Genomic DNA, 24,689 nt, shown 5'->3' on the forward strand with positions numbered 1-24,689 from the left:
GCGCAGCACCCTTCGGCGTAGCCGAAGGCGCGAGATGTAGATTTGCGTAGCAAATCGTAGGCCGCGCGGGCCCGGAAGGCACCGAAGCGAGGGGACCCGAAGCGCAGCGTAGGGCCGGATGGTGGAGCGCAGACCTTTTGGTTACTTTTGGGGCGACTGCCAAAAGTGACCCGCCGTAAGGGCGGAAAGGTGCCTAAATGCTACCATCGTGAATGGATAATCACACAAAACACAGGAAATCAGGAAATCAGGAAATCAGGAAATCAGCATGGATATCTCATAACGCGAGAACCCCGAACCTACTCAAGCACCTCAACGCCCATCCCAACCGCAATCTCCCCCGCCCCATCCGCAGCCAGATTCTGCCCAAACAGCACATCCCCCTCCCGCTCCCGAAACGTCTTCAGCGTCGCCAAAGGCTCCCGATCGGCACTACGCTCCCCCGTCCCAGGATCAAGCGTAGTCAGAATGCACCGCACACTAGGCTTGAGCACCCGAAAGGTCAGATCGCCAATACGAATCCGCTTCCAGCCATCCTCAGCAAAAGGCTCAGCCCCCTGCACCACCAGGTTCGGCCGAAACCGCAGCATCTCCATGTCCCGGCCAATCCGCCGATTCAGCTCATCGAGCGAGCCCTGCCCAATCAGTAGCAAAGGAAAGCCATCCGGAAACGCCGCCCGATCACTGTTCAGCCCATACCCGCTAGGCAGGTAGCGCGCACGCTGCTGCGGGCAGTACACCAAACGCACCGGCTTGCCGAGCAACTCACTGAGCCATGCCGCTGCCGCATCGCCGGCATCCGGCACACGCAAGGTGTCACGCCAGATAGTCACCCCACGCAGGTCGTCATCGACGCCCGGCACAGCCACTTCCAGCGCCATCTGCCCAGGCGTCTGAAGCAGCAACTGCCCCGCCGGGCCTAGGCTGGCTTCAAGCTGCGTCAGCCGCGGCCAGGCCCGCTGGGTAAGAAATCGGCCATTGGACTCTTCCACCACCAGCCAACGCCGATCACCCTGCAACCCCAGCAGATCTACCGCGCTGGTCGCCAGGCTTTGCGCCTGACACGACTTCACCGGATACCGATACAACGCACTCAGAAACATCCCTGCCCGCCTCATGCCAGTCGAAAACGCCTAGCTTATACCCGGTGGACGGCGCGCGCAGTGCTCAAGCGGGGGCGTGATCAAGCAACAAGCGCTGGCGTACCACATCCACCAGACGATCCGGCTGGAACTTGGAGAGGAAGTTGTCGCACCCTACCTTCTTCACCATCGATTCGTTGAAGCTACCCGACAACGAGGTGTGCAGCACTACATAAAGCCCGCGCAGACGCGCATCGGAGCGAATCTCGGTGGTCAGCCGATAGCCATCCATCTCTGGCATTTCCGCGTCGGTAAAGATCATCAACAGCTTTTCGCAGAGATCCTCGCCCGCATCGGCCCAGCCTTTGAGCATGCGTAAAGCCTTAAGGCCATCGCTAGCCACGTGCAGCTTGACCCCCAGCTGCGACAGCGTGTCACGCAACTGCGCGAGGGCCACGGTGGAGTCGTCGACCAGCAGCACCTCGCGCCCGCGGGCGCGCGCCAGGATCGGGTCGGCGAGCTTGTCATTGGAGACCTTGGCACTGTACGGAACGATCTCGGCGAGCACTTTCTCGACGTCAATGATCTCCACCAGCTTCTCATCGACCTTGGTGATCGCGGTCAGGTAGTGCTGACGGCCAGCGCTGGTCGGCGGTGGCATGATTGCCTCCCAGTTCATGTTGACGATGCGGTCGACACCGCCCACCAGGAAGGCTTGCACCGATCGGTTGTACTCAGTGACGATAATGGTGCTATCAGGCCCCGGCTGCAGAGGACGCATGCCGATGGCCTGGGACAGGTCGATCACCGGCAAGGTCTGCCCGCGCAGGTTGACCACCCCACAGACGAAGGCATGACGTTGCGGCATCAGGGTCAGTTTGGGCAGCTGCAGGACTTCCTGGACCTTGAATACGTTAATCGCGAACAACTGGCGACCGGCCAGGCGGAACATCAGGATTTCCAGGCGGTTCTCACCTACCAGTTGGGTGCGTTGGTCTACCGTATCGAGAATGCCGGCCATTGGAAAAACCCCCAGGCTTGAGTCGGGAAAAGTGAAATCATCTGTCCTGTATCGGCGACTTTGAGCGCAGCTTGACCCCTCACGGAAAAAGCCACCCGGACGATTGATATCACTTTACCATCATGCTTTACTGCTGCCACACCTCCTGCCCGAACACACTTGGGACTTCTGTCCCAACCCGACCACCTATCAGGGTTTCCCCTAGGTAGCAATCGGGTGCAACCTGATGTTCGCGATATCCATTAGCCATTAATGTGACGCCATTCTCATTGCATGAACGGAGTCAGGCTTTTGCACGCGATCGACTTGGTGTGGCCCAGCCCTGCTTCAGCCTCGCACGCTGGAGCCTCATGATGGATAGCACCCCGCTGAACAGCAGCGCGCTGCAGGACTTTCTGCTGGATGCGCAGATCTTGCTGACCAAGGCCCAAGAGTGCCTGCAACACCTTGAGCTGATCGACAACGACCCTGATGCCTGCCATTGCCTGGATGACACCCTGGGCACGCTGGCGCAGCGGGCAAAAGACCTGGGCCTGGAGGAAGTGGCTCACTATGCCGACGAACTGGGACAGCTGCTCGCACCCGCGTGCCAGCACCCACAGCTCGAAGCGCAAGCTCTGCCAGCAGTGGCCGCCTGCCTGACCCTGCTTGCCTGGCAACTGGAGCTAGTCGATGCACGCACAGGGCGCTTGAACCTGGACACCTGCGAACAGACCCAGCTACTCGGTGAGCTGGCCAATGCTCTAGGCCAACCGTTTACGCAAACGTGTGCGCCTTGCCAGGCAAACGATCACCTCTGTAACCACCCGCACGTGGCGCTCCACCTTCATCCGCAGGGCAAATAAGGCCAGCGCTGGCCGGCAACTAGATTGCAAGTAACTACCATTGCAGGCTCTAACTTAAACTATAGGGAAAGTTCCGAGCGCAGTAATGCCCGGCGCAACAGCTTAGTTGAATGTTGAACCCAGACAATCCACCGGATAATGGCATTTTGCTAGTTAAGGATGCGACCCCACACCTCCCCAGTGCCCCGTAAATCCTGAGGTTTCAGACAGTTAGCCAGCCGCGACCAAATGAACTTGAAGTGATACCATGCGCGCAAACGAATGCAGGCATCGCAGATAGCCATCAATTAAATACGCGCTCGGCGATTGATTGAAAGCAGGATGCCCAAGCCTCTGGTCAGACACGTGCAACGGCCTCCAACAGCAATAATTCAGTGGCTTCCCTATCTATGCTCCCACGCTTGAAGATCCCACAGCGTCGCTGCTCCCGCATCGCCGTGTTGCGCTGGACAACCACTGTGCTGTGTGTGGCATCGCTGGCAGCCAACTTGGTGTGGTACTGCCAAGCCTTACCGATGCCCCTGGGCCTGCTCCTGCTGCAGGCAATCGCCATGGCCGGGGTAGGCTGGCAGCTGCGTCATTGGGCGCGCTCGATCAGCCTGCGCCCGGCCGAGCTTGCCGATCGAATGCTCAAAGTCCAGGAAAGCGAACGCCAGCGCTTGAGCCGTGAACTGCACGATGACATTGGCCAGCTGTTGACTGCCGCCAAGCTGCAGCTCGATTGGCTGCAACGGCGCATCCCCGATGAGCTGCAAGCGCAATGCGCTACCCTGCGCACGACCCTCGACGACACCTTGACCAACGTGCGCGATGTTTCTGCCTTGCTCAACCCGCGCCAACTGGCCAGCCTCGGCCTTGAAGCGAGCCTGCGCGCGCACCTGGTACGTACCCTGGCCAACAGCGGGGTAAATTGGAGCCTGGAATGCCAGCAGCGCCTGGGCGGCATTTGCGAAGCGGCAACCATGGCGGCCTTCCGGATTACCCAAGAGGCAGTGACCAACATGCTGCGTCATGCGCAAGCGCGCAATCTGAAGATCCATCTGCGGCGCACTCCAGAAGGCTTGGCCCTGACCATCCAGGATGACGGCCGCGGCTTCATACCGGCCAACAACCCGGCCGAGGCCGGGCAGCGCGGGATGGCTGGCATGCACGAGCGGGCGACCGCGCTGCAAGGTAGCCTGACCGTCATCAGCCAGCCCAACCAAGGCACCCGAATCGAGGCCCTGTTCCCATGGCCACCGCGCACCCATGAACGCGCCAGGACCCCCGCCACCCATGACCTGTAGACTATTGCTGGTGGATGACCACTCGCTCATCCGCGCGGGCGTTCGCGCCTTGGTTTCCGACATCCCGGGCTATCTGGTGGTCGGCGAAGCCGATGATGGCGATCAATTGCTCGATCTGGTTCAGCGCTTGAATCCAGACATCGTGCTGCTGGACATTTCCATGCGCTCGACCAGCGGCCTGGACGCCCTGACCTACCTGCGCGCCAATGGCCACAGCTGCAAAGTGCTGATTCTGTCGATGCACACCGATCCAGAGCTGATCATGCGCGCGCTGGAAAGCGGCGCTCATGGCTACCTACTCAAGGACACCACTGCCACTGAACTGGAGCAGGCACTGACTGCGTTGCGCGCCAATGAACGCTATCTGAGCCCGGCGATCGCTCACACGGTAATCAATCAGGCCCTGCTACACGCACAAAACGGCAAGCCGCTTGGCGTCGACCGCCACAACCTCACCGCGCGCCAATTAGAGATCCTGCGATTGATCGTACGTGGCAAGTCGACCCGGGAAATCGCCAACGGCCTGGGCCTTTCGATCAAAACCGTAGAAACTCACCGCTCGCAGATCATGAAGCGCCTGCAGATCTACGATGTCGCCGGCCTGGTACTGTTTGCCGTACGCGAGAAGATCATCAGTCTGGACGACTAAGCACTGGCGAGCCTGCTGGCAAATGCACCCGCAAGGCCGAGGGCAGCACGTCGAAACGCAAGCTGTCCGCCTGCAGCGGCTCGCCATCGAGATTGATGTCCAGGCCCTGCGAACTCTTGATCTCCACCCAAGGCAAACGCGCGCGAACGAATAACCCCTCTCCGGCCAACAGGTCTCGCAAGGCGCCGACCATTTCCTGCGGGGCCGGCAGGATGCCAATGTCGAGCAGGCCGTCATCGGCCAGTGCGTCCGGGCACAGCACGTGCCCGCCGCCGGCTTGACGACCGTTGCCAATCCCTAATGCCAGTAAATCCCCCTGCCACTGAAAGTCCGGCCCGTGCAGTTCGACCGAGGCCGCTTGCAGCTCGCTGAAACGCGACAGTCCGGTGAACAGGTAGGCGGCAGCGCCCAAGACCTTTTTCAGATCCTCAGAAGTATTGGCCGTGACTTGGCTACCAAAGCCTGCGGTGGCCATGTTCAGGAACAGCTGATCACCCACCCTGCCCAGGTCGATCGAATGCGCTGGCTGTTCGAGCAAAGCCAACGCCTCGGCGGGCTCCAAAGGTACGCCGGCAGCCTTGGCGAAATCGTTGGCGGTACCCAGCGGTAACAGCACCAAGCTGGCGTGGCTACTGGCCTGTGCCATGGCCTCGGCGACGTCCCGCAACGTGCCGTCGCCGCCACCGGCGACGATATGGCTGTAACCGGCCTGCAGCGCTTCGCTGACCAGACGCTGTGCATCGCCGCCTTCCCAGGTCAAGCGCACATCCAGAATCCAGCCCCGGTCACGCATGGCGCCGACCGCCTCGCGCACTTGCTCATTCAAGGCCTGCTTGCCGTGCAGGACCAACATTGCCTTGCGCTCGCCCATGACCTGTGCCCCCAAGAAAACCGAAAAAGTTGCTACCTCAATCTCGACCATGGCCGAGGGCGAATTGCTGCACCCAGAGGGCAATTGCGTCAGAAAATAGCCGGATTAACACAAATGACATTGAAACCCAGGGACCAGAGGTGCATCATCGACAAATATTTGGCCATCACGGACGATGACGGACCAAAAAGTCATTTAATTGACTTTTTGCCTCGCCAGACGCCTGACAGGTCGCTGCTTCTTTGGTCGAAAGTCCCTTTGATCGCGCTGTCCCAAGCGCCTTGCTTCGAGGCTGTGAAATGAGCGTTCTGATCCCCTGTATCATCGCTGGCGGTGCCGGCACTCGTCTTTGGCCGGTTTCCCGAGAGGCCATGCCCAAGCCCTTCATGCGTCTGCCAGACGGCGAGAGCCTGCTGCAGAAGACCTTTGCCCGCGCCAGTGCCCTCGCGGGCGTGGAACGGGTATTGACGGTGACCAACCGCGATGTGTTCTTCCGCACTCAAGATGAATATCGCCAGGTCAACGCGTTCAACGTCGCCCTCGACTACATCCTTGAACCCTGTGGGCGCAACACCGCGCCCGCCATCGCCGCCGCCGCGCTGCACTGCGCGCGCCACTATGGCGAGGATAGCGTGCTGCTGATTCTGCCGGCAGATCACCTGATCCAGGATCTGCCCGCCTTCGAGCAAGCAGTCGCCCAAGCCGCGCAACTGGCCCATCAAGATTGGCTGTGCACCTTTGGCTTGCGCCCCAGCCGTGCAGAAACCGGCTTTGGCTACATCGAGCAGGGCCAGGCGCTGGAACAGCTTGGCCATAAAGTCGAGCGTTTCGTGGAAAAACCCGACGCGCAAACCGCGCAAGCCTATCTCGACGGCGGTCGCCACCTGTGGAACGCCGGTATGTTCTGCCTGCGCGTCGACACCTTGCTGCGCGAGCTGCAAGCCCATGCGCCAGAAGTGCTGGAAAGCGTAGCTCAGTGCATGGAGGTCAGTTCGGTCAAGCAAGGTGATCGCGCCCTGCAAGTGGAGCTAGACCCAGACAGCTTCGCCCAGGCCCCCGATATCTCTATCGACTATGCGCTGATGGAGCAATCGACCCAAGTCGCCGTCGTCCCTTGCGAGCTGGGCTGGAGCGATATCGGCAGCTGGGAAGCGGTGCGCGAGCTGCGCGAGACCGACCTCCAAGGCAACCACTGCAATGGCGAGACCGTGTTGCACGACGTCAGCAACTGCTACATCGACGCACCTCGGCGCCTGGTGGGTGCGGTCGGCCTGGACAACCTGATCGTCATCGACACCCCGGATGCCCTGTTGATCGCCGATGCCGCGCGCAGCCAGGAGGTCAAGGTGATCGCCCAGCAACTCAAGCGTCAGGGCCATGAAGCCTACCGCCTGCACCGCACGGTCACCCGCCCCTGGGGCACCTACACCGTGCTCGAAGAAGGGCCGCGCTTCAAGATCAAGCGGATCATGGTGCGCCCGGGCGAATCGCTGTCGTTGCAGATGCATCACCATCGCAGCGAGCACTGGATCGTGGTCAGCGGTATCGCCTGCGTGACCAATGGTGAAGAGGAGTTTCTGCTCGACACCAACGAGTCGACCTTCATCAAGCCCGGCCGCACCCACCGCCTGACCAACCCCGGGGTGATCGACCTGGTGATGATCGAAGTGCAAAGCGGTGAGTACCTGGGCGAAGACGACATCGTACGCTTTACTGATATCTATGGACGCGCCCCGGCCGCAGCGGTCAGCTGATTGCCTGCGGGCGCGCCTTGCCATCCAACAACCGACGCTCAGCGAGGATTGGGGAGATGCGTATACTTTGGACCCTGCCCTACCTGCCCTGGCCAACCACCAGTGGCAGCAAGACCCGGCAATATCACCTGCTGCGCCAGTTGGCCGAGCGGGGTCACCGGATCACCTTGCTGGTGCAGTCCAAAGTCCCCCTTGGCGATGCCGCCCGCGCCGCCCTGGAGCCGCTGCTCGAGCGCCTGATCGTTCTGCCCAGGCGCCCGCTGCACAGCCCACTAAACTTGTTGGCCTCGCCGATCATCGACTACCCCATGCGGGCGATCATCCACGGCCTGGCACCGTGCCTGCGCCACCAGTTCGAGCAGTTGTTGGATGAGCCCTGGGATGTCATCCAGATCGAGCACAGCTACAGCTTCCAGCCGTTCGAAAAAGCCCTGCAGGCACGCGGCCTGCCCTACATGCTCAGCGAACACACCATCGAGTCGGTGATGGGCGCAGCCTGCCAGGATCGCCTGCCGCTGTGGCTAAGACCCCTCAATGCGTTTGATCGCTGGCGCTACCGGCGCTGGGAGCAACGGGTATTGCGCCAACCCAATGAAGTGGTGGCGGTCAGCGCCCATGACGCCGAACTGATCGGCCAGATCAGCGGCAGGCCGGTAAATGTGGTGGTCAATGGTGTGGACTGCGATTACTACCAGGACGTGCGCCCCGCCCTGCACAGCCAGCGCCTGCTGTTTGTCGGCAACTTCGAATACGGGGCAAACCTTGAGGCGATCGAATGGGCGCTTGAAGAAATCCTGCCCCAGGTATGGATGAGCAACCCGGCTGTGCGCCTGGCGATCGCCGGCCATGCCTTGCCGTCGAGCTGGAAGCTGCACTGGAACGACCCGCGCATCGAATGGATTGGCTATCGCCCAGATTTACGCGAACTGCAGCGGCGCTCGGCGCTGTTTTTCGCCCCGCTACGCTATGCCGGTGGCTCCAAGGTGAAGATTCTCGAAGCCATGGCCGCCGGCCTGCCGGTGATTACCACCAGCAAGGGCGTATCGGGCCTTGCGGTGAATAATGGCGAGCATTACCTGGGTAGCGACGAGGGCGGTCAGCTGGCCCTGCAGATCAATCAACTGCTCAATCAGCCATGGCGGATGTGCCAACTGGGCGAGTCGGGCCGCCAGTTTGCCCGCCAGCGTCACGACTGGAGCGTTGCCGCGCAACAGCTGGAGAACGTGCACATGCGCCTAACCCAGCAGGCACCGGCAAGCTCCACAGCCGTTGGCGGCGTATTGGTCGGTCGCTCAGCCAAGTAGCTCGCTAAGCGGAATGAACGACACGCTGTCGCCTTGGCGCGGCGTGCTGCCTTCAAGCACCTCGACCAAACCTTCGGCCCAGGCTGCACTGCGCAGCACGCCCGAACTCTGGTTCTTGTAGATGCGCACCCTGCCCTGCTCGATCCGTGCCCGCAGGTATTCGCGCCGGGTGCCTGCCTTTGTCCAGTCGAAACCTGCCGGGACACTGAAACGCAGCGGTGTCACCTCGGCCACGCCTTGGCGGCGCAGCAGGTAAGGCCGGGTCAACAAGCCAAAGGTGACCAGGGTCGAGGCCGGATTGCCTGGCAAACCAATCACCGGTACCCCGCGGTAGTGGCCGAAGGTCAGCGGCTTGCCCGGCTTGATGGCCAGCTTCCACAATGCCAACTCACCGGCTTCACGCAGGGCGATGCCCAGATAATCCGCCTCGCCCACCGAGACCCCACCGGTAGACAGGATCAGATCGACATCAGCCAAGCCGGCCAGGCAATCGCGGGTAACCTGCAGGTCATCGGCAACAATGCCGACATCCACCACTTCGCAGCCCAAGCGCTGCAACCAGCTGGCGAGCAGGCGGCGGTTGCTGTTGTAGATCTGCCCGGGGCCCAACGGCAGGCCAGGCTCGACCAGTTCGTCACCGGTCGACAACACCGCCACGCGCACCCTGCGCACGACCGTGAGGCGGGCGCGCCCCAGGGTCGCGGCCAGGCCCAGTTCGATTGGGCCCAAACGGGTGCCTTTGCTCATCACCTGTTCGCCAGCCCGAGTCTCCTGACCTTGTGGGCGAACGTTCTGGTCGACTCTCAACGGCTCGAGAAAACTTATCCGGCCATCTTCCAGCACCTCGACGTTTTCTTGCATTTCGACGCAGTCAGCGCCCTCGGGCAGCGGTGCGCCGGTAAAGATCCGAGCACAGCTGCCGGGCTGTAATGGCTGCGGTGCGTGGCCGGCGAAAATGCGCTGGCTCACCGGCAGCGGCTCGCCCTGCCAATCGCTCAGTCGCAGGGCGTAGCCGTCCATGGCACTGTTCGGCCACGGTGGCAGGTCCAGCTCCGCCAGCAGATCTTCAGCCAACACCCGCCCCTCGGCCTCAGCCAAGGTGACCACTTCGGTTTCGGCGATGGGCGCCTGCTCGGCCAGTTTCAGCAGTTGCTCAAGGGCCTCTTCCACCGGCATCAACGGCCGGTTCCGCACGCCCTCAACCACGGCTTTCACAGGCCGCTGCCTGTTTCAGGTGAGGCACGAAATTGCACGGGCGATGACGCGAATCGAGCTGCTCGGCGAGTATGCCGTCCCAACCGGTGCGCACCGCGTTGGTCGAGCCTGGCAGGCAGCAGACCAGGGTGCCATTGGCCAGCCCGGCCAGCGCGCGCGACTGCACGGTCGAGGTGCCAATATCGGCCACGGAGATCTGCCGGAACAGCTCACCAAAGCCGTCCACTTGTTTGTCCAGCAGGCACGCGACCGCCTCAGGGGTGCTGTCTCGACCGGTGAAACCGGTGCCACCGGTAATCAGCACCACCTGTACGTGCTCGTCGGCAATCCAGGTCGCGACCTGGGCGCGGATCTTGTACAGGTCATCCTTGAGCAGCACGCGCTGCGCCAGCTGATGGCCAGCGGCGGTCAAGCGGTCAACGAACAGCTGGCCAGAGGTATCGGTGTCAAAAGTGCGGGTGTCGCTGACCGTGAGCACGGCGATGTTCAGCGCCACGAAGGGAGTATCTGTTTTGGCTTTCATGGGGATCCGTCGCAGGGAGGGAAGTCGATGGCGCTTGTTATATCACAGGCCGGCCTGCCATCGCCGCGAGGGTTGTTCTACATCAACCCTTGCGCATTGGCGCTATGCTGCACTGTGCAAGGAACTTGCGAGGACGCGCTGCGTCTTACAGTCATCAAGCACCATCGAACTGGAGAAACACGATGATCCAACGGACCCTTCCCGCCTTCCTGCTTGCCCTGGGCCTGGGCGCCCTCGCCGGCTGTGCATCGCCTACCGTCATCACCCTGAATGACGGTCGCGAGATTCAGGCGGTGGACACCCCTTCCTATGACGACGACTCTGGCTTCTACGAATTCGAGCAGCTCGATGGCAAGCGCACACGCATCAACAAAGACCAGGTCCGCACGGTAAAAGAGCTGTGATCTGACCCTGTTTTTTGGCAAACAGCCTTTTCACAACAAGGGCTTGCGTCGAAAAATGGCTTGCAGTAGGATTTTGTTCATCGGAGTGTAGCGCAGCCAGGTAGCGCGTCTCGTTCGGGACGAGAAGGCCGCAGGTTCGAATCCTGTCTCTCCGACCAAATCCTGCTTCTCGAAAAGCCCGCCTTGTGCGGGCTTTTTGTTGTCTGCGTGAACGTCTGCTGAATACCCGTCGGCCTTTTCGCGGGCAAGCCCGCTCCCACAGGCACCTCACCGTTGTTGATGCCGGCGGGGTGTTGGTGGGAGCGGGCTGGCCCGCGAAAAGGCCGACGCGGATCCCAGGCAAAACAACGCCTCCCAAGGGAGGCGCTATTCACAACCAGACTTACTGCGCCGCAGTCGCCTGAGCCAACGCTTGCTCCGCCTGCACCGGCACGTACAGCAGTTGCAGACGCGAGCTGCTCCACTCACGGGTCTTGTTGGTCAACTCAAGGTTGTTGTTCAGCTTCTGGCCATAAGTCGGCACGATCTGCTTGAGCTTGGCCTGCCACTCTGGGCTCTTGACCTGATCCTTGAAGGTCTTCTCCAGCACCGTCAGCATGATCGGCGCTGCGGTCGAAGCGCCAGGCGAGGCGCCGAGCAGTGCAGCGATGCTGCCGTCCTGGGAGGCCACCACTTCAGTGCCGAACTGCAAGATACCGCCCAGCTGCGGGTCCTTCTTGATCACCTGAACGCGCTGGCCAGCCTGGAGCAATTTCCAGTCTTCATTCTTGGCGTTCGGGAAGTACTCGCGCAGGTTGTTCATCCGGTCGTCGAAGCTGAGCATCAACTGGCCCATCAGGTAGGTGCTCAGGTCGATGTTGTCGATCCCGGCATGCACCATCGGGCTGATGTTGTGGCTGGTCAGCGAAGCGAACATGTCCAGCAGCGAGCCATTTTTCAGGTACTTGGTGGAGAAGGTCGCGAACGGGCCGAACAGCAGCACCTCCTTGCCATCGATGACCCGGGTATCCAGGTGCGGCACCGACATCGGCGGTGCACCGACCGAGGCCTTGCCATACAGCTTGGCCTTATGCCGGGCAACCACGTCAGGGTTGTCGGTCATCAGGAACTGGCCCCCCACCGGGAAGCCGGCGTAGCCTTCAGCCTCGGGGATACCGGACTTCTGCAGCAGCTTGAGCGCGCCACCCCCGGCGCCGATGAAGACGAACTTGGCATTGACGATAGTTTGCTTGCCGCCGTCGGCCAGGTCCGCCACCACCACATTCCACGAACCATTGTCGTTGCGCACGATGTCGCGTACTTCATGACGCAGGTGCAGCTTAACGTTCGGGTTGCGGCTCATCGAGGCGAACAGCTGGCGGGTGATCTCGCCGAAGTTGACGTCGGTGCCGATGGCCATGCGGGTTGCCGCGACCTTCTGCTCAGGCGAGCGGCCTTCCATCACCAGTGGCACCCACTGACGGATCTGCTCGTGGTCTTCGGAGATTTCCATGCCACGGAACAGCGAGCTGTGCTGCAGGGCAGCGACACGCTTGTGCAGGAAGGCGATGTTCTCATCGCCCCAGACGAAGCTCATGTGCGGCACGTTGTTGATGAACGACTTGGGATTGCTCAGCACGCCCTGCTCGACCTGATAGGCCCAGAACTGCTTGGAGATCTCGAACTGCTCGTTGACCCCAACTGCCTTGCTGATGTCGATCTTGCCGTCCTTGCCTTCGCTGGTGTAGTTCAGCTCGCAGAACGCCGAGTGGCCGGTACCGGCGTTGTTCCAGGCGTTGGAGCTTTCTTCGGCGACCTGGTCCATGCGCTCGTAGACGTCGACTTTCCAGTCCGGTTGCAGCTCAGTGAGGTAAGTCCCCAGGCTTGCGCTCATGATGCCGCCGCCGATCAGCAGGACGTCGACGGTTTTTTCCGGTTGCGCAGGCTTGGAGCAGCCGACGACGCTCAGGCACAGGAGCGTCAGCAGGATTTTTTTCATAGCTCAATCCAATTGAAGTGAAGTGTCTGGCTGACCGCTCCCTGCGCATATGCACGCCCGGATTGTTGTTCTGACGTGGCTGATCCTGGTATCAACCGGCGCCTGGGGTTTCGATGAATCGGGTACGACCGCCGTTGCGCCCTTAAGCAGACTCCGTGCCAGTTTTACCAAGACCAATGTCTAATGGCTGAGGCCTGTCGTCGCACCCTGATTGCTGTGCCTTTTATGGCGACAATCCGCCACATGCTTGGCCTGTATCAGCGCCATCTGGCGGATTTCCCCCTGTTTTTTTCAAGCGCTCAAGCGCGAGGTCACTTCACCCAACTGCCCGGACAAACCATGCAGCCGCTGCCCGGCCTGCTCGGTGTGCTGCACGGCCTGTTGGTTGGCCGTAGCGATGCGGGTGATTTCGATCAAATTGCGTGAAATATCTTCGGCGACGCTGGTCTGCTCCTCAGCCGCCGTGGCGATCTGCCGGTTCATGTCGCGGATCGCCTCCACCGCCGCAGTGATGCGCTGCAGCATCTGCCCCGCCTGCTGCACCTGCTCGCCCCCCTCTTCACTGCGCCGCTGGCCACTCTCGATAGCCTTGACCGCCTCTACTGCGCCTGACTGCACCGCCTCGATGATCTGATTAATCTCGGCAATCGATGCCGCAGTGCGTTGGGCCAAGCTGCGTACCTCATCAGCGACCACCGCAAAGCCGCGCCCGGCCTCTCCAGCACGAGCGGCCTCGATCGCAGCATTGAGCGCCAGCAGGTTGGTCTGCTCGGCGATACCCCGGATCACCTCCAGGACCTTGCCGATGCGCGTGCTGTCGTGTTCCAGATCGCGAATCACCGCAGCGGTGCCAGCAATCTCGCGGTTGACGTTGGCAATGGTGTCGATGGTGGCCTGCATGACCTGCTCGCCGGCCTGGGCACTGTGATCGGCATCGTCTGCAGCGCGCGCCGCTTCAGCCGCATGACGCGCCACTTCTTGAGCGGTGGCGGACATCTCATGCATGGCGGTGGCCACTTGATCGGTACGCTGGAACTGATCGTGCGTGCCGCGCGCCATGTCCCCGGCCAGATTGCGCAACTGGCCGCTGGCGCCTTCAAGTTCCTCGGCGTTGTCCTTGAGGCGGCCAATGGTCTCGGCCAAGAAGTCACGCAAGGTATTGGCCGCCCGGGCCAGCCGGCCCAGTTCGTCTTCACGGCGGTCATCCACGCGCGCAGCGAAGCGCCCTTGGCTCAGTTGTGCGACATAGTCGATCAGTTGGCGAATCGGCTCGATCAGGCTGCGATTGACCAGCCACAGGCTGAGCACGCCGACCAGCAGCGCCGAGCCGAGCATCACCAGCAAGCCGATCCACACAGTTCGCTGCGCGCTGGCATTGATGGCAGCGGCGCGCTCCCGGGCATCGGCACGCAATTGTTCCACTAGCACACTCATCTGCTCACTGGCCGCGCGGTCCACGCCCTTGACTGCCAGATCACCTGCGACCGGATCGCCTCCAGCCGCCAGAAACGCCTGGCGGCCTTGCGCATAGGCCTGGCCTAACTGCCGATGACTGTCGCGCAGTTGCTCAAGTGGCGCCTTGAGCTGATCGTCGCTGCTCTGGATCAGTTGCCCAAGCAACTGCTGGACCTGTTGCTCGCGCGCCTGGAACTGCTGCCAGTACTTATCCAGCTCGGCCGGCTGACGACCGCGCAGCAGCACGTTCTTCCATTCCTGCACCTGGATCTTGAACTGCAGGTTGGCCTCATCGATCAATTGCGAAGCGCGTAGCGGGCCGTCGACCAGCTCGGCATAGCCACGCACGCTGGACGACAGGAACTGGAAGCACACCAGGGCAATCAGCAACATCGCCGCCAGGCTGCCGCCGAGCAAAGAGAGGATTTGTACGCGGAGGGATTTACGCAACATCGCGGATCTCTGGAACAAGGAGGGAAGAAAACGGCGTGCCGAAACAGCGCCGCGACAGACATCCTTGTCCTCGTTCGCAGGCCAAAAAAAAGCTGCCATCGTTCGATAGCAGCCAGGTCGAGCACTTACGTCACAGCTGAGCCAGATAGTCTCAGGCAATTGCTACAGAAATGTTACAAATCAACTACATCCGCCCGCCAAGCGGCGACAAATTTTAGTTCGCGGTGAACTGCAGCTGGGCAAGCCTTGCGTACAGCGGGTTTTCCTCGACCAATTGCCGGTGGCTGCCCACCGCGACGATGCGGCCTTTGTCGATCACCGCAATCCGCTCGGCGTGCTGCACAGTGGCGAGTCGATGAGCGATCACCAGCGTTGTGCGCCCCGCCATGAGGCTCGGCAAGGCCTGCTGGATCAGGTGTTCGCTTTGCGCATCCAAAGCACTGGTGGCCTCGTCAAGCAGCAGTATCGGCGCATCGACCAGCAGCGCCCGGGCAATGGCCAGGCGCTGCCGCTGGCCGCCAGACAGGCCGATGCCACCCTCCCCCAGCAATGTTTGATAGCCTTGGGGCAGTTGCTGGATGAACTCATGGGCATGCGCGCCACGCGCTGCTGCCTCGACGTCGGCGAAGCTGGCATCAGGGCGACCGTAACGGATGTTGGCCTCCACCGTGCCGCGAAACAGCGCTGGGTTTTGCGCCACCAAGGCAAACTGGCGACGCAGGGCAGTCGGGTCGAGTGCTGTAAGCGGCTGGCCATCGAGCAGAATCACCCCTTGTTGCGGGTCGTAGAAACGCAGCAGCAGGTCGAACAAGGTCGATTTACCCGCCCCCGAGGGGCCGACCAATGCCAGGGTCTGCCCCGGCTCGACAAGCAGGTTCAAGCCATCCAAAGCCGCTACCGTCGGTCGTGATGGATAGGCAAAAACCACCTCACGCAGCTCGATACGGCCGCTAGCTCGCTCACCGGCTCGGGCAACTGCGCCGACCGGGGCGAGGATCGCGCTCTGCGCCGCCAGCAACTCGGCAATACGTTCTGCGGCCCCCGCCGCACGCTGTAGCTCACCGATCACCTCACTGAGGGTGCCAAAGGCACTGCCGACGATCAGGCTATAGAACACGAAAGCTGCCAACTCACCCGCGGAGATACGCCCGGCGATCACATCCATGCCGCCCACCCACAACATCACCCCCACCGCGCCCAGCACCAGCACGATCACCAAGGTAATCAGCCACGCCCGCTGGGCAATGCGTCGCCGCGCGACAGTGAACGCAGCCTCTACCGTCTCAGCGAAGCGCTCGCGATCCAACGGCTGATGGTTGTAGGCCTGCACCGTCTTGATCTGGCCGAGCGTCTCGGCCACGTAGCTGCCGACATCGGCCACCCGATCCTGGCTCTGGCGCGACAGGCTGCGCACTCGCCGACCGAACAACAGGATCGGCGCCAACACCAACGGCAAAGCCAGCACCACGATACTGGTGAGCTTGGGGTTGGTGATGAACAGCAGTACCACGCCCCCCAGCACCATCAGCGCATTACGCAGGAACATCGACAGCGACGAGCCGATCACCGATTGCAGGAGCGTTGTATCAGCGGTCAAGCGCGACTGAATCTCCGAGCTGCGGTTGTCTTCGAAAAACCCAGGGTGCAAGCCGATCAGATGATCGAACACGGCCCGGCGGATGTCAGCTACGCAGCGTTCACCAATCCACGACACCAGGTAGAAACGGCTGAAGGTGCCCACTGCCAAGGCGACCACCAGCAGCATGAACAGGCCCAGGGTCTGGTTGAGCTGGTGGGCCGAACCGGTCATGAAGCCCTGGTCCACCAGCAGGCGGATGCCCTGCCCCATCGACAAAGTAATGCCCGCAGTGACCACCAGCGCCAGCAAAGCCAGGAGCATCTGCTTGCGGTACGGTTGCAGGAACTGCCAGCCCAGGCGCAGGGCGCGGCGCTGACGTGAAGTAACAGGATCGGGCATGACGCAGATCATCTAGCCAAGGAAGCGCTCAGCCTACCATTCATCTACACGGGCGGAACTCAGGCCTCTTGCAGGGGATCGCATTAATGACCGGGGCATGTCCGATGGCAAGCTTGCGCCAGTGGCTATAGCTTATCGTTCTAAAGTGCTTCTGGAGCTTTGCCGCGGTTTCTGATGGACTGTCCTTGTCGTGACGCCCAAGGAGCTGTCACAGGCCAGTCACGGCAAGGGGATACCCTGAGCTTGAACCTGATGAGGAGACAGGAAATGAGCTTGCAACATAGCAGCGAAACGCCTAAGACCACCAAGCCACAGCACGACCTGGATTGCGGCTCGATCATCGATGCCCAGGGCCGCGAGGTCCCGATCACCGATGAGATGATCAAAAAGGCTTGCGAAGACCTGGAAAAAAGCCGCGTCGAACGCTCGAACAAGGCCTGATAAACAGAATTGACTCAACCCGGCGCATGCGCCGGGTTTTTATTGGGCGATACATAAGCATCGCGGGACAATCAGACCAGCACAGCCCCCAACGCATTGACCATCTGCGCCAACTGCGGCGACTCGCCCCGCAACCTCACCGCCAGCCCCTCGATCTCGCGCCGCTGAGGGTAATGCTTGCGCAACATGTCGAACGTCGCCCGCTGCTGGACCGGATCTTCACTGAGGCTGCGACGAAAATCAGCATCGTCTCGGCGTGGGTCATACACCGCCCGGCACAAGGTCGCCAGGGCCCAGGTTGGGTCACTGCTGGCATTGAGTTCGATCTGAGCAAGGTCAGGTTCGGGCAGCAAGTCTGCCAACTGCACCTGCTCAGCCTCACCACGCGCCTTGCACAATGCCTGGTAGATCTGCGCAGTGCCGCGCTGTTTGCCATCCAGGCTGTAGCCGGCGATATGCGGCGTAGCCAAGGTGCAAAGGTCAGCCAGGTCGAGATCGACCTCAGGCTCGCGCTCCCAGACGTCCAGCACCGCATGTACGTCGTCACGCTCCAGCAGCAGATCGCGCAGGGCCTGGTTATCCACTACCGGCCCACGGCTGGCGTTGATCAGCCAGGCGCCCGGACGCAACTGCGCCAGTTGCTCTCGCCCCAGCAAGTGCCAGGTGCTGTGCTCAGCGTCGCGCTGTAGCGGCGTGTGCAGGCTGATCACGTCACACTGTTCAAGCAGCGTTTGCAGGTCGACAAAGTCACCCCCTTCAGCGGCCTGGCGCGGCGGATCGCAGACCAACACCTTCCAGCCCAGGCCATGAAGAACCCGCACCAGGCGCTCACCGACCTGCCCTGCGCCCACCACGCCATAGACCCGCTCGGCGAGGTTTTCGCCATCGAGCTCGGCCAGCGTCAGCAGACTGCCCAGCACGTAATCGACCACGCCGCGTGCGTTGCAGCCCGGTGCACTGCTCCAGTGGATGCCAGCTTGGGCGAAGTAATCGAGGTCCAGATGATCGGTGCCGATGGTGCAGGTTCCGACGAACTGCACCTTGCTGCCCTGCAGCAGCTGCCGGTCGACGCGAGTCACCGAACGTACCAGCAGCACGTCAGCGTCCTTGACGCACTGCGCGTCGATGCTGCGTCCGGGATAACGGCGGATCTCGCCAAATCCGGCAAAGAAGGCATCGAGCAGCGGGATATTCTCGTCGGCAACTATCAGCATGGCGCTCTCCTGTCAGGGGAACGCAGTGTAGGCGCTACGGCGGGCTCGATCCAGCGCGGTTCAGTCGGCCTTCTTGCGGATCCAGTACAAGTAGGTGCCGGCCTGCTCTTGCTGTTCGAGCAGCTCGTGCCCCAGGAAGGTACAGAACTTAGGGATGTCGCGGCGGGTCGACGGGTCGGTGGCGATCACCTTGAGCAGGCCGCCAGCGGCCAGGTTGCGTACGTGCTGATGCAACATCATTACCGGCTCCGGGCAGTTCAGGCCGGAGGCGTCGAGGACGGCGTCAGGGGTGAAATCGGTCATGGGCTACTCCGCGGATGGGTGCCCATTGTCGCTCAAGCGCGAACCAAGGGCCATCCTCATCAGCCAGGTCACCCGCACAGGTCTGCGCTAATTCGTTGCAGTGCCTGGTCGTCCCTTCAGTACCTTCCCTCAAGCATGAGGTAAAACTGATGACCTCCTTCCTGTCCGGCCTGATCCGCCGGAGCAAGGCAACGGCCTATCGCATTTTCGACATTCAGCTCAACGCCATCCAACCGCTAAGCCCTTCGCTGTGCCGTTATGTGTTTAGCGGCGAAGAGGTGCGCCTGATGAGCACCCTGGCACCTGATCAACGGGTCAAGGTGTTCTTCCCCTCGCCCTCTGGCCAACCGCCGAAGCTGCCCAAGAACGGCCAATGGCAACAGGCCCGGCGCAACCTGGCCGCCGCGCACATGCCGCCGATGCGCACCTACACCATCCGCAGCCTGGACCGCGAGACAGGCGAAGTCGCGATAGATTTCGTCCTGCATGGCGTCAATGGCCCCGCCTCGGCCTGGGCCACCCAGGCGCGCATCGGTGATTGCCTACAGATGGTCGCACCCAACTTGGTCTACCGGGGAGACCCGGGAGGTTATGAGTGGAAGCCGCCACAGGCGGTCAAGCGGGTGCTGGTGGTGGGCGATGAAACCGCGCTGCCGGCGATCGCGGGCATTCTCGAGCAGTTGGCCGAAACCCAACCTGAACTGCCTGTCGAGGTATTTATCGAGGTGCCGTTGCAGGCCGACTGTCTAGCGCTCTCGTACAGCCCCGCCACCAGGCTGCATTGGTTGCCGCGCGACTTGCTGCGCTGCGATCACGGGTATGCCATGAGCCATGCTGTTCGCGAGCTGGCCACACTGCCTAGCACGGTCGCCCCAGCAGCGGTAAAGCTGGAAGAGGTGGACATCGAGCAGCGCATTTTGTGGGAGCTGGCCAGCGGCGAGAGCAGCGAGTTCTATGCCTGGGTCGCGGGTGAATCGGCCACGGTCATGGACATTCGCCGCTACCTGATCAAAGAACGCGGGCTGGATCGCAATAGCCTGACATTGATGGGCTATTGGCGTGCCGGGCGCAGTTTTGAATAGCGCCTGACAGGTAAGTCATGGCCCCTTCATGGCTTTGCGTGGCGAAGGGGCCAGCTGACGATCACTGCCCCGAACGTGCAGGCACCTGCAACCAGACCCGCAAGCCGTCGTTGCGGCTGTCAAAGCGCAAACTACCGGCGCAGCGCTGGACAATCGCCTGAACGATCGCCAAACCCAAGCCACAGCCACCGCTCTGGCTGTTGCGCCAGAAGCGTTCAGTCAGGTGCTCAAGATCACCGTCCTTGATCCCTGGGCCATGGTCGCGAACCATGAACCCGACCTGCCCATCGGCCATCTGCAACTCCAGCTCCACGGGCGCATCCCCGCCATGACGCAGGGCGTTGTCGAGCAGGTTGCGCAGCGCCGCCACCGCTAGCGGTGCCGGAATACCGAGGTAGATCCGGGTGGCATCTTCCGGCAAGCGGACAATGATCCGCCGGTTGTCCCCCCCGCCGGCATCCTGCACGGCTTGGCGCGCGACCTGCTCGGCACTGCACTGCACACCATCGTCGAATGACAGGCTGCCCTCTACCCGAGCCAACAGCAGCAACTGCTCCAAGGTGCGATGCATGCGATCTGCGCCCTGCTCGGCATGCGCCAGGGCCTGATCACGCACGGCGCCGTCGGTCATCTGCGCCACTTGCAGGTGGGTCTTGATCGCGGTCAACGGGCTGCGCAGCTCGTGGGCGGCGTCGTCCGTCAGGCGCCGCTCACGCTCCAGCGTCTGAGCGATCCGCAAGAACAGCTGGTTCTGAGTTTCGAGCAAGGGCTGCAGCTCGCTGGGCATACCCGCCACCTGCAACGGCTCGACGCTATCGGCACGTCGCTTGCGCAAGGCATCGCGCATTCGATTGAGCGGTTCCAGGCCCTTGCCCAGGCCGATCCAGAGCAAACCGAGGCTACCGAGCAGCGCCATCAGCACCGGCGCCGAGGCCGCCAGCAGGATCGACTGGTTCAGTGCCTCTCGCTCCTGGTTACGGTCAGCGGTGGTGATGCGCACATCGCCATGGTTGTAGGTGAAGGTGCGCCAGCGGGCGTCATCGATGGTCTGATCGCGAAAGCCGCTGCTCTGGTCGTCCATGGCGCCGTCGTGTTTGTGATTGCTGGCGAGGATCTCGCCGCGTAGCGAACTGACCTGGCAGGCCATGCCATCCGGCACGCTGAGCTGGTCGGCGGAAAAGTGCGCATCCTCGCCCTTGGTCGCCAGCGGTTGCGGGAGCTGGTCGATCAGCCCGGCGACCATGCGCGCCGAAGCCACCAGGCGCTGGTCGAGGGAAAACATCATCTGCTGGCGCAGGTCGCGCAACATCCACGCCGCCGCCAGCGCCCAGATCAGGATGAAAGCGCTGCCCAGGATCAGCGACAGACGCACACGCAAGCTCATGGGGCAATCTCTTCAGGTGCCTGCGCCGGGCCCAGGCGATAGCCGAGGCCGCGAACGGTCTCGACGATGCTGTTGCCCAGCTTGCGCCGCAGGTGATGGATGTGAACGTTCAGCGCGTTGCTCTCGACTTCGTCGCTGAAGCCGTAGACGCAATCCTTAAGTTGTTCGCTGGAGAGCACTCGCCCTGGATTCTGCAGCAGCGCCTGGAGCAAGGCCTGCTCGCGCCGCGACAAGTCTACCGGTTGGCCGGCCAGGGTCGCTTCGCAACTGCTGGGGTCATAGTGCAGAGGACCGTGCTCGATGATGTTGACCGCGCGCCCAGCCATGCGCCGCATCAGGGTATGCAGGCGGGCGGCCAGTTCTCGCAGGTCGAACGGCTTGAGCAGGTAATCGTCGGCACCGGCCTGCAGCCCATCGACCCGGTCGGTCACGCCATCGCGGGCGGTCAGCACCAAGACCGGCAGCGTCTCGCCTTGCTGACGCAAACGGCGCAGAAGCTTCAGGCCATCTTCGTCAGGCAACCCCAAGTCGAGGATCATCACATCGAACTGCGCGGCCTTGAGCAACGCCTGCGCCGAGGACGCATTGGCCACCCGATCTACGGTCAGACCCTGGGCGGCGAGGCCGGAGCAGATGCCACTGGCGATCAGGTCGTCGTCCTCGCAGAGCAGTACGTGCATGGGGTGGTCTCCAATCGGGGGATGAGTATTGCGCCACACGGTGATTAAGTGAGGATTATGACCGCTGATGCGCGGTTCGTCGCGGCTGGGCATCGGCCATTACCGCTCAGGGCGCATGAGCCACTCCCCCGAATCAGCAGGTGAGTAATTCCGGGTTAACTCTCGGTTAATCGACCCAGGCCAGCATGGCCACTTATCTGCATTACCAAGGCCAATACATGCGCGTTTTCCTGATCATCCTGACCTTTCTGCTGGCGGGGCCTCTGCAGGCCAATCCGTTCGACGTCAAACCTGACTTCCTGCCCGTCAACCAAGCGTTCGTCCTCACCCACGACCGCCTGCCATCAGGCCAGATGCGCGTACATTTCCAGATCAAGGAAGGCTACTACCTCTATCAGAAACGGCTGAAGTTCGACGGCCTGCCTCCCGCACAGCACCCGCAACTGCCAGCAGCGCTGAACCATCACGACGAGTTCTTCGGCGACAGCGCGATCTACCGCAGCGAGCTTGAACTGCTGTTGCCGGCCGAAGCCAGCGGCCAGCTGCGCCTGGGCTGGCAGGGCTGCGCTGATGCCGGCCTGTGCTACCCGCCGCAAACTACCGCCATCGAGCTAGGCAACAGCAGCAGCGCAACAGTCGCCGACCAAGCCAGCGACCAGGCCCTAGCCAGCAACCTGCAGCAGGACAATCTGCTCTGGGGCCTGCTGGCCTTCTTCGGCCTGGGCCTGCTGCTAGCGTTCACCCCCTGCTCGCTGCCAATGCTGCCGATCCTGGCGGGGCTGGTCCTGGGCAACGGCGCCAGCGCCCGGCGTGGCTGGTTGCTGGCGGGGGTCTATGTGCTGAGCATGGCGCTGGTCTACGCAGGCCTGGGCGTAGTCGCCGCACTGCTGGGCGCCAGCCTGCAAGCGTGGTTGCAACAACCCTGGCTGCTGGGCAGCCTGGCCGGGCTGTTCGTGCTGCTCGCGTTGCCCATGTTTGGCGCTTTCGAGCTGCAATTGCCCACGGCCCTGCGCGACCGCCTCGATCGCGCAGGGCAAGGCACACGTGGCGGCAACCTGTACGGCGCGGTATTGCTCGGTGCGCTGTCCGGCTTGCTGATGGGGCCATGCATGACCGCGCCGCTGGCCGGTGCGCTGCTCTACATCGCGCAGAGTGGCGATGTGCTGCACGGCGCGCTGGTACTGTTCAGCCTGGGCTTGGGCATGGGTGTGCCACTGCTGTTGCTGGTGACCTTGGGCAACCGCTATCTGCCACGCCCAGGCGCCTGGATGAACCTGGTCAAAGGTCTATTCGGCTTCGTGTTCCTGGCCATGGCGCTGTACACGGTGCGCACCCTGCTGCCCGCTCCACTGCTGCTGGGCCTTAGCGGCAGCTGGTTGATCGCCCTGGGCTGGGCGGCTTGGCCCTCCCTGCAGCGTCTGCCTGCGCTGCGGGCGATTCCCTTGCTCGGTGCACTGTGGGGCGGACTATTGCTGGTTGGCGCCGCTGCTGGCAGTAGCGACCTGTGGCAACCCTTGCAGCCGTTCGCCGGTAACAATACGCCAGCTGCGGCTAAAGCCGAGGATGCCTTCATCACTGTCAGCCGACCCGAAGACCTGCAACGCGAACTGGATGCCGCCAAGGGCCGTGGCCAATGGGTGCTGGTCGACTACTATGCCGACTGGTGCGTATCGTGCAAGGTCATGGAGAAGCAGGTCTTCGCCCGGCCCGATGTGCTCAACAGCCTGGCCGGTGTACACCTGCTGCGTCTGGACGTAACTGCCGACAGCCCAGCTAGCCGGGCACTGCTGCAACGCTATCAGGTGCCCGGTCCGCCAAGCCTGATCTGGATCGGCCCAGAAGGGAACGAGCGCCGTGCGCGGCGCATCACCGGTGAAGTGGACGCGAGCGGTTTTCTGCAACATTGGGCACAGACCAGGAGCCAAGGCTGATGCTGACCGTAACCCTTGGGCCGCTGACCATCGCCCTGAACCACCTGTTGCTACTCGCAGCGCTCGGCATTGCCTGCGTGGTCGGTTGGTGGGTCGCTCGGCGCGGTGGGCAAAGTCCGGAGTCGGCGCTGTTCAACCTGTTCGTTTTAGGGTTGCTCGGCGCGCGCCTGGGCTTCGTTCTGCTCTATTGGCCGATGTACCGCGACGAACCGCTGCAGATCATCGATATTCGCGATGGCGGTTTTCTGTTCTGGGGTGGCCTGGTCGGGATCATCCTTGGCACCCTCTGGCAGGGCTGGCGCCAGCCCGGCTTGCGCCAGCCACTGGGCTGGGCGCTGGCCAGTGGCGCACTGTTCTGGGTGCTAGCGAGCCTTGGTAGCCACCTGTACAGCAAGGGCACCGAGCTGCCTGCCCTGACCTTGCGCACCGCCGCTGGCAAATCCATGGCCCTGCACGACTACCGCGGCAAGCCACTGGTGATCAATATCTGGGCGACCTGGTGCCCGCCGTGCCGGCGTGAAATGCCGGTGCTCCAGCAAGCCCAGCACGACTATCCGCATGTGACCTTCCTGTTCGTCAACCAGGGCGAGACGCCAGAGAACGTCAGCACCTTTCTGGCAACCACTGGCCTGAGCCTGACCCACGTCCTGTTCGATGGCAGCGGCCAACTGGCCCAGCGGGTCGGCTCCCTGGCCCTGCCCACCACCTTGTTCTACAACGCCGAAGGGCGACTGGTCGGCAGCCACCTGGGTGAACTGTCCCGCGCCAGCCTGCACCACGCCCTGGAACCCTTCGAGCAGGCCAACCTGCCCGCCTCCGCCGTAAAAGGAAATTGA

At 62.3% G+C, this 24,689-nt stretch carries 22 protein-coding genes, 1 tRNA gene and 1 pseudogene; 11 read left to right on the forward strand and 13 right to left on the reverse strand.

Annotation, left to right across the window (positions count from 1 at the left end; all coding sequences use genetic code 11):
- Positions 1–299 precede the first annotated feature (299 nt).
- The gene (locus ACI2JX_RS24220) at positions 300–1,103 is read right to left on the reverse strand and encodes an MOSC domain-containing protein (protein WP_404691150.1); all 804 of its coding nucleotides are present in this window, start codon (positions 1,101–1,103) and stop codon (positions 300–302) included.
- Between the two features lie 64 nt (positions 1,104–1,167).
- Entirely contained in the window at positions 1,168–2,103 is a 936-nt protein-coding gene (locus ACI2JX_RS24225) for a chemotaxis protein CheV (RefSeq protein ID WP_264235419.1), read from the reverse strand.
- A 353-nt stretch (positions 2,104–2,456) separates the two neighbouring features.
- On the opposite strand from ACI2JX_RS24225, the gene ACI2JX_RS24230 reads away from it, so the two are divergent.
- From ACI2JX_RS24230 to ACI2JX_RS24240, 3 genes are all read left to right on the forward strand, one after another.
- Entirely contained in the window at positions 2,457–2,948 is a 492-nt protein-coding gene (locus ACI2JX_RS24230) for a histidine kinase (RefSeq protein ID WP_368972335.1), read from the forward strand.
- 389 nt (positions 2,949–3,337) lie between these two features.
- The gene (locus tag ACI2JX_RS24235) at positions 3,338–4,234 is read left to right on the forward strand and encodes a sensor histidine kinase (protein WP_404691168.1); all 897 of its coding nucleotides are present in this window, start codon (positions 3,338–3,340) and stop codon (positions 4,232–4,234) included.
- Entirely contained in the window at positions 4,224–4,883 is a 660-nt protein-coding gene (locus ACI2JX_RS24240) for a response regulator transcription factor (RefSeq protein WP_264235416.1), read from the forward strand. Before ACI2JX_RS24235 ends, ACI2JX_RS24240 begins: the two co-directional genes overlap by 11 nt.
- Here ACI2JX_RS24240 and yegS read toward each other — a convergent pair.
- Positions 4,867–5,754, reverse strand: coding sequence for a lipid kinase YegS (gene yegS / locus ACI2JX_RS24245; protein WP_404691151.1), 888 nt, complete (start codon positions 5,752–5,754; stop codon positions 4,867–4,869). The genes ACI2JX_RS24240 and yegS overlap by 17 nt on opposite strands.
- Before the next feature lie 299 nt (positions 5,755–6,053).
- On the opposite strand from yegS, the gene ACI2JX_RS24250 reads away from it, so the two are divergent.
- A complete protein-coding gene (locus ACI2JX_RS24250; RefSeq protein ID WP_404691152.1) occupies positions 6,054–7,508 on the forward strand; it encodes a mannose-1-phosphate guanylyltransferase/mannose-6-phosphate isomerase in 1,455 nt (484 codons plus the stop codon).
- 56 nt (positions 7,509–7,564) lie between these two features.
- Positions 7,565–8,812 (forward strand): glycosyltransferase family 4 protein, encoded by a 1,248-nt coding sequence (locus tag ACI2JX_RS24255; protein WP_264235413.1) that lies wholly within the window; start codon positions 7,565–7,567, stop codon positions 8,810–8,812.
- Here ACI2JX_RS24255 and glp read toward each other — a convergent pair.
- Positions 8,801–9,988 carry a gephyrin-like molybdotransferase Glp gene (glp, locus tag ACI2JX_RS24260; RefSeq protein WP_404691169.1) on the reverse strand — a complete coding sequence of 396 codons (1,188 nt, stop codon included), beginning with the start codon at positions 9,986–9,988 and terminating at the stop codon, positions 8,801–8,803. The genes ACI2JX_RS24255 and glp overlap by 12 nt on opposite strands.
- A gap of 22 nt (positions 9,989–10,010) precedes the next feature.
- A complete protein-coding gene (gene moaB, locus ACI2JX_RS24265) occupies positions 10,011–10,550 on the reverse strand; it encodes a molybdenum cofactor biosynthesis protein B (RefSeq protein ID WP_404691153.1) in 540 nt (179 codons plus the stop codon).
- Positions 10,551–10,732: 182 nt separating this feature from the next.
- On the opposite strand from moaB, the gene ACI2JX_RS24270 reads away from it, so the two are divergent.
- Both ACI2JX_RS24270 and ACI2JX_RS24275 read left to right on the forward strand, forming a co-directional pair.
- Positions 10,733–10,954, forward strand: a complete 222-nt coding sequence (locus tag ACI2JX_RS24270; RefSeq protein ID WP_264235410.1) for a YgdI/YgdR family lipoprotein — start codon at positions 10,733–10,735, stop codon at positions 10,952–10,954.
- 81 nt (positions 10,955–11,035) lie between these two features.
- Positions 11,036–11,112 (forward strand) — tRNA-Pro (locus ACI2JX_RS24275).
- Positions 11,113–11,336: 224 nt separating this feature from the next.
- Here ACI2JX_RS24275 and mqo read toward each other — a convergent pair.
- From mqo to ACI2JX_RS24295, 4 genes and pseudogenes are all read right to left on the reverse strand, one after another.
- Positions 11,337–12,932, reverse strand: coding sequence for a malate dehydrogenase (quinone) (mqo, locus tag ACI2JX_RS24280; protein ID WP_404691154.1), 1,596 nt, complete (start codon positions 12,930–12,932; stop codon positions 11,337–11,339).
- 291 nt (positions 12,933–13,223) lie between these two features.
- Complete coding sequence (locus ACI2JX_RS24285; RefSeq protein ID WP_392463771.1) at positions 13,224–13,991, reverse strand: methyl-accepting chemotaxis protein; 768 nt, start codon at positions 13,989–13,991, stop codon at positions 13,224–13,226.
- Between the two features lie 117 nt (positions 13,992–14,108).
- A pseudogene (locus ACI2JX_RS24290) lies at positions 14,109–14,939 on the reverse strand (HAMP domain-containing protein); the annotation flags it as partial.
- Positions 14,940–15,054: 115 nt separating this feature from the next.
- Complete coding sequence (locus ACI2JX_RS24295; RefSeq protein WP_404691155.1) at positions 15,055–16,818, reverse strand: ABC transporter transmembrane domain-containing protein; 1,764 nt, start codon at positions 16,816–16,818, stop codon at positions 15,055–15,057.
- Between the two features lie 267 nt (positions 16,819–17,085).
- Between ACI2JX_RS24295 and ACI2JX_RS24300 the strand changes: the two genes are divergently transcribed.
- Positions 17,086–17,259 carry a PA1571 family protein gene (locus tag ACI2JX_RS24300; protein WP_186556310.1) on the forward strand — a complete coding sequence of 58 codons (174 nt, stop codon included), beginning with the start codon at positions 17,086–17,088 and terminating at the stop codon, positions 17,257–17,259.
- A gap of 71 nt (positions 17,260–17,330) precedes the next feature.
- Here the strand turns inward: ACI2JX_RS24300 and pdxB are convergent, their stop codons facing one another.
- Together pdxB and tusA are read right to left on the reverse strand one after the other, a co-directional pair.
- Positions 17,331–18,473, reverse strand: coding sequence for a 4-phosphoerythronate dehydrogenase PdxB (gene pdxB, locus ACI2JX_RS24305; RefSeq protein WP_264235406.1), 1,143 nt, complete (start codon positions 18,471–18,473; stop codon positions 17,331–17,333).
- A gap of 60 nt (positions 18,474–18,533) precedes the next feature.
- On the reverse strand, positions 18,534–18,776 hold the full coding sequence (tusA, locus tag ACI2JX_RS24310) for a sulfurtransferase TusA (RefSeq protein ID WP_186556308.1): 243 nt from the start codon (positions 18,774–18,776) through the stop codon (positions 18,534–18,536).
- 149 nt (positions 18,777–18,925) lie between these two features.
- Here tusA and ACI2JX_RS24315 point away from each other — a divergent pair, with 149 nt between their 5' ends.
- Positions 18,926–19,858, forward strand: coding sequence for a siderophore-interacting protein (locus tag ACI2JX_RS24315; protein WP_404691156.1), 933 nt, complete (start codon positions 18,926–18,928; stop codon positions 19,856–19,858).
- 61 nt (positions 19,859–19,919) lie between these two features.
- Here ACI2JX_RS24315 and ACI2JX_RS24320 read toward each other — a convergent pair whose 3' ends face one another.
- Both ACI2JX_RS24320 and ACI2JX_RS24325 read right to left on the reverse strand, forming a co-directional pair.
- Positions 19,920–21,242, reverse strand: coding sequence for an ATP-binding protein (locus tag ACI2JX_RS24320; RefSeq protein ID WP_404691157.1), 1,323 nt, complete (start codon positions 21,240–21,242; stop codon positions 19,920–19,922).
- Positions 21,239–21,922, reverse strand: a complete 684-nt coding sequence (locus ACI2JX_RS24325) for a response regulator transcription factor (protein WP_264235401.1) — start codon at positions 21,920–21,922, stop codon at positions 21,239–21,241. The genes ACI2JX_RS24320 and ACI2JX_RS24325 overlap by 4 nt, the downstream gene beginning before the upstream one ends.
- Positions 21,923–22,140: 218 nt before the next feature.
- On the opposite strand from ACI2JX_RS24325, the gene dsbD reads away from it, so the two are divergent.
- Complete coding sequence (gene dsbD, locus ACI2JX_RS24330; RefSeq protein ID WP_404691170.1) at positions 22,141–23,853, forward strand: protein-disulfide reductase DsbD; 1,713 nt, start codon at positions 22,141–22,143, stop codon at positions 23,851–23,853.
- The gene (locus ACI2JX_RS24335; RefSeq protein WP_404691158.1) at positions 23,853–24,689 is read left to right on the forward strand and encodes a prolipoprotein diacylglyceryl transferase family protein; all 837 of its coding nucleotides are present in this window, start codon (positions 23,853–23,855) and stop codon (positions 24,687–24,689) included. Before dsbD ends, ACI2JX_RS24335 begins: the two co-directional genes overlap by 1 nt.

This window comes from Pseudomonas sp. NPDC088890, from assembly GCF_044900155.1.
Taxonomy (GTDB): domain Bacteria; phylum Pseudomonadota; class Gammaproteobacteria; order Pseudomonadales; family Pseudomonadaceae; genus Aquipseudomonas; species Aquipseudomonas urmiensis.